Source organism: Vicinamibacterales bacterium, assembly GCA_036496585.1.
GTDB lineage: Bacteria > Acidobacteriota > Vicinamibacteria > Vicinamibacterales > 2-12-FULL-66-21 > JAICSD01.
This window is the reverse complement of the sequence record DASXLB010000071.1, coordinates 26,505-40,108: the sequence shown is the minus strand read 5'-3', so window position 1 is coordinate 40,108 and position 13,604 is coordinate 26,505. Positions and strand designations below refer to the sequence as shown.

Here is a 13,604-nt window from a genome sequence, read left to right as displayed (position 1 = left end):
TCCGGAGGTCCTAATGTCAGACGAGAAGGATCCGCACGCCGACGATTTGCTGACGCGATCGGCGGAGCTGGTGGGAAACGCGGTAGGCACGGCGGTCAACACAGCCGAACAGGCGACCGCTTCCGCCACGTCGACGGCGTCGACGGTCGCGCAAGCGGTGGCCGCCAGCGGGCGGAAGGCGGCGGCAGCGCCACGCGCAGTGAAGCGGACTGTCAAGCGGGCCGCGAAAGTCGTCAAACGCGCCGCCAAGGTGGTCAAACGGACCGCCAAGGTCGCGGCGCGCAGGGCCTCCAAATCCGCCACGAAGAAGAGCAAGACGGCGGTAAAGAAAATCGCGAAAGGCGCGAAGAAAGCGAAGAAGGCACCGAAAGCGAAGAGCTCGAAGGGCGGCCGGAAGAAAAAGTAGCCGTTCGCCGTCGGCAGTGGGCAGTTCGCGGTTGGCAGATGGCGGTCAGCAGTTGACCGCCAACTGCCAACGCCCCTGCCTCCGGCTTACTGTTCTCTCGTCCCCGCCAGGATCGCATTGAAGAGGAAGCGGAACGTCACGTGCGGCTGTCCTCGGAAGGTGATCTCCGGTCCGAACGCAAACGCCTTCCCCTTCCCCACCGTGGCTTCGAGCGCGGTGGTGCCTCCATCCAGGTAGTTCTGTCCCCAGGCCCAGCCGCTGCGCAGCGGCGCCGAGGTGTCGAACCACATCACCGGCCGCACCCCGTGCGCTTGTGCGTCGGGCGACAGACGGAAGACGGGATCGTTGTTGAAGAAGACGTCGATGTGATCCTCGGCGCCCGCCGCCGACGGCGCGGTCGGGTCGACGGCCACGCGGAGCACCGAACCGGGTACGTAGAACTTGTCGGCGCTGAGTGGACGATCCTCCTGGCCCGGCTGCCGCTCGACAAGATAGTCGGACACCGGCAGCGCGAGCAGGTCGGCCACGCCGCGCGCCGCGGTGCCGGCGCCGATGAGGACGCCGCCGTCCTGCACGAACTTCTTCACGTTGGCCTCGGCGCCCGCGCCACCGCCGCTGCCGGTCGTGACCTGGCACAGGCTGCGCAGATCGGGATCCTTCACCGCACCGGAGGCTGGCGGCGGCTCGTCGCCACCGCCGCCACCGCCGCGCCCGCCGCCGCCGCGCATTGACGCGCCGGAGGGCAGGATGATGACGTCGTACTTCGCACGCAGGCTGGTGTCGTCGAAGCCGGCGCCGCAGACCACGGTGAACGGGAACTCGAAGCGCTCGAGCAGGAACCGCGTCCACCCGGACGGCATCGAACCGGTCGCCGTATCCCAGAGCGCGATTCGCGGCTGCGTCAGCTTGTGGCCCTGGACGCCGGCCGCGGTCGCGTCCACGTTGACGCCGAGTTCCTGCACGCCTTTCTGCACGATCGGCGTCGACGCAGCACTCGCCATGACGAGGAACGTGCCCGCCGGATACGACTTCCCGCCGAGCGACGCCGGCTTGTCGAACCGATACGCGTCGCCGCCGGCTGCCATGACGCGGTTGACGATCGTGAACGAGTCGTTCACCGCCGGCGACAGCAGGTAGCCGCCGGTGGCGGCGCCGGTGATCTTCCCCGGCATCGGCGCCGCCAGACCGTCGACGTCCTTGAACGCGCCGCTCACGTCATCGAACACGCGATCGAACTTGACGCCCATCTGGTACGCGAGCGTCCAGCCGGCGTTGTCGTACGGACGCCGCGGGATGCCGCGCTCGTCCATGTCGTTGGGGTGATCCTGCGGCTCGAACATGTCGAGCACGTGCGCGCGGCCGGCCTGCGCCGCCTTGACCACGAACGATCCGGCCGGATACGTCTTGCCGCCGACGCTCAACGGAGCCGTCGCCTGCTGCACCTCGACGCCGATGTAGCGCAGGGCGTTGATGAACTTCGTCGCTGTCGCGAAATCGGTCTGGCCGGCAGGGACGATGAAGACGCGCGGGTCGCGGTGCGACGGGTCCTTCAGCACCTGGTTGTAGGTGGCCAGGCTGAGCGCATTGCCGCGCCCGCCGCGGCCTCCGAAATCCGCCGGAGCCGGAGCGTCACCGGTCCCGCCGCCCGCCCCGCCCCGTCCGCCACGGCCGCCCCGTCCGCCGGCGGCCGCGCCAGCCGCACCAGGCGCACCAGCCGCACCGGCGGATGCGCTCATCGCCGCCTGCAGCCGCGTCATGTCCTCGTTGGAGATCGTCCAGTGATCGTGGCTGCCGCGATCGATCTGGTTCGAACCCATCTTGTAGATGTTGTAGAGGAACTGGTCCTTGTAGCGCGACGCCAGATCGAGCACGGCGTAGTTCGCCGTGACCGAATAGTCGATCGACTGGCGGAAGTGCCACTCCTGCGGCTCGATCGGCGCAGGCAGATCGGCGCGCGGCAGGATTTCGGTGGCGGTCGGCGGAATCTGCATCGGCGTCGGGTTGCCGATGATCTCGGTGAGCAGGCCGATGATGTTCTGGAAATAGGCGGTCGTGCGCAGGCCGCCGTTCCACCAGGTCGAGTAGCTCGAGCCCGAACGCATCGTGAACCCGGGCTTGCCTTCCTGCAGGAAGCGGTGGTGCATGGCGTCGGCCACCAGGTCGATGCCGGTGACCACCATCGGATCGAAGTTGTAGTTGAAGGGATCCCGGAAGGGCGGCGTGAAGATCACCGTGCCGACGGGGCCGGCCTGGTGATGGTTGTACATGATCTGCGGCAGCCAGTCCCAGTACATCAACTTGTTCATGTTCTGGGATTCCTTCAGGTTCGACATGTAGAGGTCGCGGTTGTCGTCGTGGCCCGCGTACTTGTTGTAGAGACGCGGACTGCAGGTGCGTCGATCCTGCGGGTTGGCGCTCTGCATGTAGCACTTCGACACCATCTGCATGCCGTCGGGATTGGCGTGGACGGCGATTATGATCACGTCGCGCAGGATGCGCAGCGTTTCGTCGTCGGATCGGCTCACCAGCTGGTAAGTGGTCTCGATCAGCTGATGCGCGCCCACCACCTCGGTCGCGTGCAGGCCGCCGTCGATCCAGACGACCGCCTTGCCTTCCTTGGCCAGCGCCCGCGCCTGCTCCTCGGTGATGCCGCGGGCCCGGTGCAGTTGCTGCGAGATCTGCTTGTAGCGATCAATCTTGGCGAAGTTCTCCGGCGCCGTGATGATCGCCGCCAGCTGCGGACGCCCCTCCTCGGTCTTGCCGATCTCGAACACCTGCATCCGGTTCGACTCTTTGTCCAGCCGGTGCCAGTACTCGACGAACTGGTCGTAGGTGGCGAGCTGGTAGTCGTCGCCGATGTTGAAGCCGAAGAACTGCTTCGGCGAGGTGATGGCCGGAGCCTTGGTCTGCGCGGCCGGAACGGCGGCGGCGGCGGTGAACAGCGCGATGGCAAACGCCACCGCGCGCGGGCGTCGGGCGTACATGTATCCACCTCCACGATGGTGGTGGATACACTATCAGATCGTTTGTGGTGAACTAGTTGGTCTTGAGCGGCGTGCCGATCGACGGCCGGCCCGATTCCGGCATCATGCCGTTGAACGTGGCGGTGTGCTGGTAGATCGCGCCGTCGGCGTTGCTGCCGTAGAAGTACGGATTCCCCTGCGGGTCGAGCGGATCCGCCCACACGGCATAGCCGGTCGCCGAATAGCCGGGTGCCTGGCCGTTGCAGGTCGCCGGTGCGCCGGCGAGCGCCGCACCGGTCATCCCGAACGTGTAACCCTGCTTCAGGAACGACGCCCCCGTGGCCAGATCGGCCGGCAGGAACGCGTTCACCGCGCCCACGGGCGCGATGCCGAGCGTCTGGAAATCGGGTGAGTAGAATCCTGATCCGCAGGCGACCGCGAAACTGATTTGCGCGCTGTTGACCACACGCAGCGTCGACACGGCCGACGCCGACTGCGCGGCGCCGCGCGCGCGATAGAGCGACGGCAGCGCCATCGTGCACAGCGTGCAGATGAGGGACGCCGTGAAGAGCAGGTCGATCAGCGTGAAGCCGGATTCACCACGTGACGCCGTTTTCATGACAGCCATAACCGCGAATCCTCGGACAATTTTCGGTACCCTGCCACTTTTCGACACTCGAAAAGTGGCCCTGCGAACCGCCGCCGTTTTCATTACCGCGGCGAGCTGCGCGCTAACTATGGTTAAGCCAATGACTTATTGGCATGAACCGGCGCAACCAGCCGGTTGAGTTGCAAGCGCTTTGCCGTTCCGGAAAGGGAGATGTCCCGGGCCTGAGAATCCCCGAAAGACGGCCCCGTCCTCGGGCTGTCGCCGTCGGGGCGGATCACCGGGTCAGCTTGCGGTACTTGATACGGTGCGGCTGGTCGGCGTCGGCGCCGAAGCGGCGGTGCCGGTCGGCTTCGTAGTCCTGGTAGTTCCCCTCGAACCACTCGACGCGGCTGTCGCCTTCGAACGCCAGCATGTGTGTCGCGATGCGATCGAGGAACCAGCGATCGTGGCTGATGACGACCGCGCAGCCGGCGAAGTTGAGCAGCGCCTCTTCGAGCGCGCGCAGCGTATCGACGTCGAGGTCGTTGGTCGGCTCGTCCAGCAGCAGCAGGTTGGCGCCACCCTTGAGCAGCTTCGCCAGATGGACCCGGTTGCGCTCGCCGCCCGACAGCTGGCCCACTTTGCGCTGCTGGTTGGCCCCCTTGAAGTTGAACCACGAGACGTAGGCGCGCGACGCCACTTCCCGCTTCCCCAGCGCGACCGTGTCGCCGCCGCCGGTGATCTCCTCGAACACCGACTTGTCCGGATCGAGCTCGCGCGACTGATCGACGTAGCCGACCTGCACCGTATCGCCGAGGCGCAGGATTCCGGCGTCCGGCTTCTCCTGGCCGGTGATCATCCGGAACAGCGTCGTCTTGCCGGCGCCGTTGGGACCGATCACGCCGACGATGCCGCCACGCGGCAGGGTGAAGTTCACGTCGTCCATCAGCAGCGTGTCGCCGTAGCCCTTCTTCAGTCCGCGGGCTTCGACCACGATGTCGCCGAGCCGCGGGCCAGGCGGAATGAAGATCTCGATCTGCTCGATCTTCTTCGCGGTTTCCTCCTGGAGCAGATCCTCGTAGGCGTTGAGACGCGCCTTGCCCTTGGCCTGGCGGGCGCGCGGCGACATCCGGATCCATTCGAGCTCGCGTTCGAGCGTCTTCTGGCGCTTCGTCTCGGTCTTCTCTTCCTGCGCGAGGCGGCTCTGCTTCTGCCCGAGCCATGAGGAGTAGTTGCCTTCCCACGGGATTCCGTGTCCGCGATCGAGCTCGAGGATCCAGCCGGCGACGTTGTCGAGGAAATAGCGATCGTGCGTGACGGCGACGACGGTGCCGGGGTAGTCCTTCAGGAAGCGCTCGAGCCAGCCGACCGACTCGGCGTCGAGATGGTTCGTCGGTTCGTCGAGCAGCAGGAGATCGGGCGAAGTGAGCAGCAGCCGGCAGAGCGCGACACGGCGGCGCTCGCCGCCCGACAGGGTGGTCACGTCGGCCTCGGGCGGCGGCAGGCGCAGCGCGTCCATCGCCAGTTCGAGCCGCGAATCGAGGTCCCACGCATTCGCCGCCTCGATCCGGTCCTGCACCTTGGCCTGCTCGTCGATGACCTTGTCCATCGCCTCCGGCGGCAGGTCTTCGCCGAGCTTCGCGTTCAGCTCGTCGTAGCGCGCCAGGAGCGCCTTGATCGGCGCAACCCCCTCCTCGACGTTGCCGAGGACGGTCTTCGACGCATCGAGCCGCGGCTCCTGGTGGAGGAAGCCGACGCTAATCCCCTCGGCGGGCCACGCCTCGCCGACGAAGTTCTTCTCTTCGCCGGCCATGATCTTGAGGAGCGAGCTCTTGCCGGCGCCGTTCAGCCCGAGCACGCCGATCTTGGCGCCCGGCAGGAACGACAGCCAGATGTCCTTGAGGACGTGATGGTCGGGGGGATAGACCTTCCCCAACCCCTTCATGGTGTAGATGAATTGCGGCATGCGGTGAATCAGAGGTGACGGTTGCTCGATCCGATCTTACCCTGACAGTCACCGCGCGCGCGACGAGGTCGCCGGCGGCGCCCTCTTGACGCCGCCGGCAGCGTGGGTGGCCGGCGCTATTGGTCGATGGCGCACTCGTGCGACACGGCACGCCCGTGGCCGCTGCACCTGGTGACGACGCCGTGAACGGGTTTGACGCCGAAATGCTTCGAGGCGGGCAGGCCGAAGCTGATCGTGAGATTGGAGTAGGTGACGGTCGCGCCACCCAGCACGCAGAGCGTGACCGGAGACGGATTGCCAAATGGCGCCGGGCTCCCGTTCCCCGTAATGATCGCCGTCCCGGTGACGACGAATCCTCCGGTCACGGCCGGACTGAAGGCCGGGCAGTTCGATTCCCAATCGGTACTGACCGCACCGCCGGTCAGGCTGATGTGGTGCGTGTGGGCGGCTCGGGTCGTCGGATCGTCCTTGTTGACGGTCCCCTGGACGATTCCGTAGTCCGACGTCTCCATGTTCAGGACCGCCGAGAAGTCGGCGGTGCCCTTCCGCTCGTCCAGCGACAGCGTCCAGCTGCCTCGCATTTCGTACGGACCTCCGGCGACGACCGCCGCCGAGGCTGTGTAGTCGTTGATCAACCCGACGAAATGCTGCGGCGGGAACGGCCCGTGCCGATCGTCGGGTCGATCGCGGCCCGCTCCGTTGACCGCGACCGACATCGCCAGCGCGATGCCGCCTGCCATCAGTGCCCATGTCGTGCGCTTCATCAACCCCTCCTGTGCCCCAGATTCGACTGGTGACGACGTGCCGGCGTGACACTACCGCCGTGACTTGTGGGCCGCAACGAGCAAAGAGGAGCAAAGTCGCTCACCGGCGTCCGGACCGAGCGAAGCCGCCTCGACCCGTGGCAGAATCCGCCCTGTCGGCCGGGGAAATGGTGGAGGGCGGATGGAAGAACATTCCGATGGGACGTCTGCGGCCTCGCCCGGCGCGCGGCTGGACTCCTGGAAGGCGATCGCCGCGTACCTGGGGCGGCACGTCACGACTGTGCGCCGGTGGGAAAAGCAGGAAGGCTTGCCCGTCCATCGCCACGTGCATGCCAAGCTCGGGTCGATCCACGCCTTCACGACCGAAGTCGACGCCTGGTTCGACAGCCGCCGCACGACCGAGATGGAAACCCGCGCCCCGGCCACCGCCGAAGCGCAGCCTGCCCCGGAGCGGCTGCCCCCACCTCCAGAGCTGTCGGGGCTGCCGCCCGCGGGCTCGATCGCGTTCGCCGGACGCGAGGCAGAGACCGGCCTGCTCAGGGACGCATGGCGCCTGGCCTCTGGGGGCCAGCAGCAGATCGTGTTGATCGGCGGCGAGCCGGGGATCGGCAAGACGCGGCTGGCGTTCGAGTTCGCGCGCTCGGTCGGCGAGCGCGCGACGGTCCTGGTGGGGCGGTGCGATCGAGAGTCCCTGGAGCCCTTCGCGCCGTTCGTCGCGATCCTGCGCTGGCTCGTGCGCGAGACGCCGCCAGCGACGCTGAAGCGCCGCTTGAGCGGCATCGAGGCGGCCGCCGATCTCGCGCACATGATTCCGGAGATCGCGGGCCGGGTTTACCTCGGCCGACGCCCCGCATCCGGCACGCTGGAGCACCGGCGGTACCGCATGCTCGAGGCCTGTTCGGAGCTGCTCGTCGCGACCTCGCGCAGCGGACCGATCCTCCTGGCGCTCGAAGACGTCCATTGGGCGGATCCCGGCTCGCAGCTGTTCCTGCGTCATCTCGTCCGCTCCACCCGCGACGCCGCGCTCTGTATCGTCCTGACGTTCCGCGACACGGACCCCGACACCGCGGCGCAATCGCGGGAGGTGATCGACGATCTGCGGCGCGAACACTCCGCCACGCTCATCCCGCTGCAGCCGCTGGCGGAGGTCCACGTCGCGCAGATGATTCAATCGCGGATCGGCCGCGAGCCGCCGTCCCGTCTGACGGCCTTCGTGCTGGAGCACACGGAGGGAAACCCGCTCTTCGTCACGGAACTGCTGCAGCACCTCGACGAAACGGGAGGGTTGGCGCGGTTCGAGAGAGCGCAGGCGACGGTCGGCGCGGACGAGTTCTCGATCCCTGGAAGCGTTCGAGCCCTGATCGGCCGCCGCCTGAGACGGATGAGCGCCGCGACGCAAACGCTGCTCACCCGCGCTGCCGTGATCGGGCGGCAGTTCCGGTTGTCGGTGATCGAAGCACTCGGAGACTTCAGCGAGGACGCCGTGCTGGATGCCATGGACGAAGCCGTGGCTGCCGGCCTCATCGGCGAAGAGCCCGGCGCGCCCGGGAGTTTTTCGTTCGCGCATACGTTAATCCGCGAGACGCTCTACGGCGGCATCACCGCGGCGCGCCGCGTGAGGCTTCACTATCGGATCGGGCTCACGCTCGAGCGGCAGTTCCCGGACGCGGCGACGGCGCCCCTCGCCGAACTGGCGCATCACTTCAGCCAGGCGGCGTCCTACCGAAGCCCGGAGAAGGCGCTCCACTACGCGCTCGGCGCCGGAGACCGGGCTGCGGCCTCCCTCGCCCCCGAAGAAGCGGCGCGCTGCTACGGGACCGCGCTGCGCATGCTCGACCTGCTTCCGCCTGGGACCGGCCACCGTGACGCCGACCGTGTCGATCTGCACCGGAAGCTGGGTCGCAGTCTTTTCGCGGCCGGACACTGGCGACTGGCGAAAAGCGCGTTCGAGTCGGCATTGAGCCTGGTGGATCCACAGGAATCAGAGCGGCGCTGCGAATTGCTGGTGCGCCTGGCCGAAACGGCCTTCTGGGCCGCCGACGTCGCGGCGGTTCGCGACTATGCGCGGGACGCGCATCTGATCGCCGACGGCCTCGGCCGCGCCGATCTCCTGGCGGATGCGCTGGCCTGGACGGCGAGCGCCCAGGTGGCCGACGGTGACGTCCTGGGAGGCATCGAAACCGACCGGCGGGCGCTCGCCTGCGCCGGCGGCATCCGGTCGTTCGGCCTCGCCCGCGTGCCCCTGATCCTGTATTGGGCAGGCCGTGTCGCGGAGGCCGCGGATCACGCGCGGCAGGCGGTCGAGGCGGCGCGCGAATCAGACGACGCCGCGTTTCTCCTGTATGCGCTGCAGCACCTGGGCCTGAGCCTTTCGGGCCTCGGCCGATACGAGGAAGCGATCGCGGTGCTGGACGAGGCGCGCAGCTTCGGCCGGCGGTGCGGCGCGCTGCCGCTGCTCGCCCGGGCGACATCGGTCTCGGTGGCGCCGCTCCTCGGCGTCGGCGATCTGCGCGGCGCGATGGCGCGCGCGTTCGAAGCGCGGGAACTGGCCCACCGCGTCGCGTTCGAGCCGCCAAGGGTGAGCGCCGGGATCGATTTGCTGCTCATCTTCGCCCGGCTGCAGGATCCCGGCCGCGCCGAATCGCTGCTCGCCGAGACCGACGGCGCCGTGCAGCGTGCCAGCGGATGGCATGCCTGGAAGTGGGCCATCCGTCTCTGGCAGGCCCGGGCGGAGCTGGCGGCGGCGCGTGCCGCCTGGAGCCACGCGGCTCGCGCCGCCACGCATGTCGTCGAGCAGAGCCGGGCGCGGCATCGCCTGAAATACGAAGCGCTTGGTCTGGCCACGCGTGCCCGCGCGCTCCATCACGTCGGATCCCGCCAGGCCGTCGCCGACGCCCGCGACGCCGCCGCGGTCGCCCGCACGCTGGGCGATCCAGCAGTGCTCCTGGAGTGCCTGATCGTACACCTGGAAGTTGACGGCAGCGACGCGGTCGAGCAGGAGGCGCGGCGAACCGGACAGCGGATGCTCGACGCGCTCACCCGGCCGGCCCTGCGGTTAGGATTCGCGGCGTTCCTGTCCGAGAGGTGGCCTCGCCTGCCCGGCCGCTGACCCGTTCCGGCCGCGACGCGGCGCCGGTTCAGAGCGCGTTGTTCGGGCGCAAGGTGGACGGCATCTTGTCGGCGTCCGGCTCGGGCGTAAAGTCCTCGCCGTCGTTGATGAAGCGGTCCGCCTCGAACGAGTACTGCTTGTCGTAGAGCGTGCGGTAGCGCCCGCCGAGCGCCATCAACTGCGCGTGCGAGCCGCGCTCGACGATCTCCCCGTGCTCGAGCACCAGGATCTGATCGGCGCTGCGGATCGTCGAGAGGCGATGCGCGATGACGAACGTGGTGCGGCCGCGGCGCAGCGACTTGAGGCCGTCCTGGATCATCGCCTCGCTCTCGCTGTCGAGGCTCGAGGTCGCTTCGTCGAGGACCAGAATCCGCGGATCCGCGAGAATCGCGCGCGCGATCGACACGCGCTGACGCTGTCCCCCCGACAACTTGACGCCGCGTTCGCCGACGACCGTGTCGTACTGCTGATCGAACTGCTCGATGAATTCGTCGGCGTGAGCGATGCGGCTGACCCGCCGGATCTCGTCGCTCGTCGCGTCGGGCTTGCCGTAGCGGATGTTGTCGGCAATCGTGCCGTCGAACAGGAAGTTGTCCTGAAGGACGACGCCGAGCTGCTCGCGGTAGTCGCGCAGCCGCACCCCGGACAGATCCCGGCCGTCGACCAGGATTCGTCCGCTCAGTGGACGGTTGAACGCCATCACCAGACTGATCAGCGTGCTCTTGCCCGAGCCGCTCGACCCGACCAGCGCGGTGGTCGTGCCGGCCGGCGCGCGGAAATTGACGTGCTTCAGTACCGGCACGCCCGCGTTGTACTCGAAGCTGACGTCTTCGAACGCCACCTCGCCGGCGATCTCGTCCAGCGCCTCCTTGTCGGCATCCTGATCGTCCTCGGTCGCCATCTGCATCAGCTCGCGGATGCGATCGAGGCCGGCGAACGCCTCGCTGATCTGCGTGCCAATGGACGCGATCTGGACCACCGGCGCGGCCAGCAGTCCGGTGAACAGGATGTAATTGAGCAGCTCGCCGACCGTCATCCGTCCCGCCAGGATCGAGCGGCCGCCGACGATGATGATGATCGTCCCGATGATCCCGATGATCGCGGTCGAGAAGGCGGTGATCGCCGACACCCCGGTGATCGACTGCGCCACGTTGCGGAACAGCTTATGGACGCCGCGCGTGAAGACCAGCTCTTCGCGCTTCTCCGCGGTGTAGGTCTTGACGATGCGGATGCCGCCGAGCGTTTCGTTGAGCCGGCCGGTGACCTCGGCGTTGACCTTGCCGCGCTCGCGAAAGAGCGGCCTCAGCCGGTTGAACGCCGTCGCCATGGCGGCGCCGAACGCCGCAAGCGCCACGATGTTCGCGCAGGTCAACTGCCAGTTGAGATAAATCAGGTAGGCCAGCGCAAACCCGGCGGTCACGACGCTGCCCACGAGCTGCACGAGCCCGTTGCCGACGAGGTTCCGGATGCCTTCGGCGTCGGTCATGATGCGCGAGATCAGCACGCCCGCCTTGGTCGAGTCGAAATAGCCGATCGGCAGCCGCGCCACGTGCGCCTCGACCCGCCGCCGCATGTCGGTGATGGCGCGCTGCGCAGCCACGCCGAGGACCTGCGAGAGCGCGAACGAGGTGACCGCCTGGATCAGCGTGGCCGCGCCGGCGACCAGCGCGAGCGGCACGAGCAGCTGCGTCTCCCGCTTGCCGATCACATCGTCGATCAGGTACTTCGAGGTGGCGGGCAGCACGAGCCCGGCGATGCGGCTGATCAGCATCAGCCCCAGCCCGAGCGTCAGCCGGCCGCTGCGCGCGAGGATGAGGACGCGGGCTTCCTGCCACGCATTGGCGTAGTCGACCTTCTTCTTCTTGGCGGGGTCGTCGACGCGAGCGGCGATCGCGGAGCGACCGGCGCCCTCGCGGCCACCGCCTCGCATGCCGCCGCCATGGCCTCTTCCAGGTAGCATCAGGGAATATGTGGAAATGTGGAAATGTTGAGATGTGGAAATGTGGAGATTGAAAGGTTGAGTCCAGACTATCACTGAGCGGTGGCTAGCGATTACAGCAGCGCACGAGTCACGCGAGCGGCGAGCGAGAGAGCGGGTCGGGGTCGTCCCCCTGGGGCGACGGCTCCTGGGATGAGTCTAGACTGGAGAGATGCCAAAGGACCGGGTTCTGCCGCCCGAGGAGTGGGCCGAGTGGCCCGATGAGCGGCTGCTGGACCTCCGAATGTGTCAGCTCGGCCTGGCGATCGAAACGAGTGTGCTGGCCGAACGCATCGCGACGCTCCAGCAGGAACTCGACGGCCGCGGGCTCGCCACATTCCGTCCGTACTTCTGGCTCTCGGACGAGTGGTTCTCGCCCGACGGCGTCCCCGGCGTCGCCATTCCCTTCTACCTGGCCCACCCGCGTCTCGAGCGCCTCGAGCGGACCTATATGCTCGAGGTGGAGGGAGGAACGCCGGAATGGTGCCTCCGCATCCTGCGCCACGAAGCCGGACACGCGATCGACAACGGCTACCACCTTCGACGCCGCCGGCGCCGGCAGCAGGTGTTCGGCCCTTCGTACAAGGCCTATCCGCAGTTCTACGATCCCAAGCCCTACTCCAAGAGTTTCGTGCTGCATCTCGACAGCTGGTACGCGCAGAGCCATCCCGACGAGGACTTCGCCGAGACGTTCGCGGTGTGGCTCTCGCAACCGGACTGGCGCGACCGCTACACGGGCTGGCCGGCGCTCAAGAAGCTCGAGTACCTCGACACGCTGCTGCGCGAGATCGATGGCAAGCCGATGCTCGTGCGCACCCATCGCCGCGTCGATCCGCTGCCGTCCATCCGCAAGACGCTGCGCCAGCACTACGATCGCAAGCGGCGGCACTACGGCCTGGCGCATCCCGATTTCTACGATCGTGATCTCCGCCGGCTGTTCTCCGACGATCCGGCCTACCAGACGAACATGAAGGCGGCGCGTTTCATCGCCCGCGTGCGCCGCGACGTACGCCGGATGGTCGCGAGCTGGACCGGCGAGTATCAGTACACGATCGATCAGGTGCTCGAGGCCATGCTCCGGCGGGCCAACGAGCTGAATCTGCGCCTCACGCAGCCCGAAGACAGGACCAAGGCCGACTTCCTGGTGATGCTGACGGTGCAGACGATGAACTATCTGCACAGCGGCCGCCACCGCGTCGCGTTGTGATCGGCAGGACGCGTTCTATTTGATCGACCCGATCAGCGTCTCGAGCCCCTGGCCGCCCAGCCGCGCGTAGGCGCGGCGGACGGCCCGGTCGCGATCGATGCGGCACGCGTGCAGCAGCACGCGGATGGCGTCGGGCGGCTGCTGCGCGACGAACAGCAGGTCGGCGGGTCCGCCATCGTGCCACACCACCGCGTGCAGCGGCGCCGCGGCCGCGTTATTGAACGCGCGCATCCAGACTGCGGCGCGCGCGTCGGTGATCGGATCGGCGGAATCCTGCGGCTCGATCGCCACCGCCAGCACGCGCCCGGGCCGACTGTCGGATGGGGCGAGATCGCCAAGCAGCGCCGCCATCGACCATCGCGAGAGCTCGGTCCAGTCGCGGACGACGACGTCGCCGCTCGTCGCCTTCCAGCACCAGGTGAGCCCGGTGGCGAGCATCGCCTCCGCCGGCTCGCGCGGATCGCGGGCGAAGAGCGCTCCCTGGTAGGCAATCGGGCCGTTCTCGCGCAGATAGCAGACGATCGGCGGACGGTCGCGAGGGCGCAGCCGGCGCAGGATCCAGTCCATCTCAGTTCCCCTACGCGCCGGTCATCGCATCGGTTCCCGCGCGGGACATTATCGC

Annotated in this window: 9 protein-coding genes; 3 read left to right on the top strand and 6 right to left on the bottom strand. The window is 67.8% G+C overall.

Annotation, left to right across the window (positions count from 1 at the left end; translation table 11 throughout):
* The first annotated feature begins 13 nt into the window (after nt 1-13).
* Nucleotides 14-406 carry a hypothetical protein gene (locus tag VGI12_20220; GenBank protein HEY2435006.1) on the top strand — a complete coding sequence of 131 codons (393 nt, stop codon included), beginning with the start codon at nt 14-16 and terminating at the stop codon, nt 404-406.
* Nucleotides 407-492: 86 nt separating this feature from the next.
* Here the strand turns inward: VGI12_20220 and VGI12_20215 are convergent, their stop codons facing one another.
* The 4 genes from VGI12_20215 to VGI12_20200 all read right to left on the bottom strand — a co-directional run bounded on the left by VGI12_20215 (nt 493) and on the right by VGI12_20200 (nt 6,688).
* The gene (locus tag VGI12_20215) at nt 493-3,390 is read right to left on the bottom strand and encodes a M14 metallopeptidase family protein (GenBank protein HEY2435005.1); all 2,898 of its coding nucleotides are present in this window, start codon (nt 3,388-3,390) and stop codon (nt 493-495) included.
* 52 nt (nt 3,391-3,442) lie between these two features.
* The gene (locus VGI12_20210) at nt 3,443-3,997 is read right to left on the bottom strand and encodes a type II secretion system protein (GenBank protein ID HEY2435004.1); all 555 of its coding nucleotides are present in this window, start codon (nt 3,995-3,997) and stop codon (nt 3,443-3,445) included.
* Nucleotides 3,998-4,253: 256 nt separating this feature from the next.
* Complete coding sequence (gene ettA / locus VGI12_20205) at nt 4,254-5,924, bottom strand: energy-dependent translational throttle protein EttA (GenBank protein HEY2435003.1); 1,671 nt, start codon at nt 5,922-5,924, stop codon at nt 4,254-4,256.
* Between the two features lie 116 nt (nt 5,925-6,040).
* Entirely contained in the window at nt 6,041-6,688 is a 648-nt protein-coding gene (locus VGI12_20200; GenBank protein ID HEY2435002.1) for a hypothetical protein, read from the bottom strand.
* A 181-nt stretch (nt 6,689-6,869) separates the two neighbouring features.
* Between VGI12_20200 and VGI12_20195 the strand changes: the two genes are divergently transcribed.
* A complete protein-coding gene (locus VGI12_20195; protein HEY2435001.1) occupies nt 6,870-9,797 on the top strand; it encodes an AAA family ATPase in 2,928 nt (975 codons plus the stop codon).
* Nucleotides 9,798-9,825: 28 nt separating this feature from the next.
* Here the strand turns inward: VGI12_20195 and VGI12_20190 are convergent, their stop codons facing one another.
* Complete coding sequence (locus tag VGI12_20190; protein ID HEY2435000.1) at nt 9,826-11,757, bottom strand: ABC transporter ATP-binding protein; 1,932 nt, start codon at nt 11,755-11,757, stop codon at nt 9,826-9,828.
* Between the two features lie 190 nt (nt 11,758-11,947).
* Between VGI12_20190 and VGI12_20185 the strand changes: the two genes are divergently transcribed.
* Nucleotides 11,948-12,982: a putative zinc-binding metallopeptidase gene (locus tag VGI12_20185; GenBank protein HEY2434999.1), complete on the top strand. Its 1,035-nt coding sequence runs from the start codon at nt 11,948-11,950 to the stop codon at nt 12,980-12,982.
* 15 nt (nt 12,983-12,997) lie between these two features.
* Here VGI12_20185 and VGI12_20180 read toward each other — a convergent pair whose 3' ends face one another.
* The gene (locus VGI12_20180) at nt 12,998-13,549 is read right to left on the bottom strand and encodes a hypothetical protein (protein ID HEY2434998.1); all 552 of its coding nucleotides are present in this window, start codon (nt 13,547-13,549) and stop codon (nt 12,998-13,000) included.
* Nucleotides 13,550-13,604: the final 55 nt, after the last annotated feature.

Bases quoted from the DNA above. Each gene is read 5' to 3' on its own strand.
- ettA (HEY2435003.1), bottom strand. From the start codon at position 5,924: ATGCCGCAATTCATCTACACCATGAAGGGGTTGGGGAAGGTCTATCCC.
- VGI12_20220 (HEY2435006.1), top strand. From the start codon at position 14: ATGTCAGACGAGAAGGATCCGCACGCCGACGATTTGCTGACGCGATCG.
- VGI12_20180 (HEY2434998.1), bottom strand. From the start codon at position 13,549: ATGGACTGGATCCTGCGCCGGCTGCGCCCTCGCGACCGTCCGCCGATC.
- VGI12_20195 (HEY2435001.1), top strand. From the start codon at position 6,870: ATGGAAGAACATTCCGATGGGACGTCTGCGGCCTCGCCCGGCGCGCGG.
- VGI12_20185 (HEY2434999.1), top strand. From the start codon at position 11,948: ATGCCAAAGGACCGGGTTCTGCCGCCCGAGGAGTGGGCCGAGTGGCCC.
- VGI12_20210 (HEY2435004.1), bottom strand. From the start codon at position 3,997: ATGGCTGTCATGAAAACGGCGTCACGTGGTGAATCCGGCTTCACGCTG.
- VGI12_20200 (HEY2435002.1), bottom strand. From the start codon at position 6,688: ATGAAGCGCACGACATGGGCACTGATGGCAGGCGGCATCGCGCTGGCG.
- VGI12_20215 (HEY2435005.1), bottom strand. From the start codon at position 3,390: ATGTACGCCCGACGCCCGCGCGCGGTGGCGTTTGCCATCGCGCTGTTC.
- VGI12_20190 (HEY2435000.1), bottom strand. From the start codon at position 11,757: ATGCTACCTGGAAGAGGCCATGGCGGCGGCATGCGAGGCGGTGGCCGC.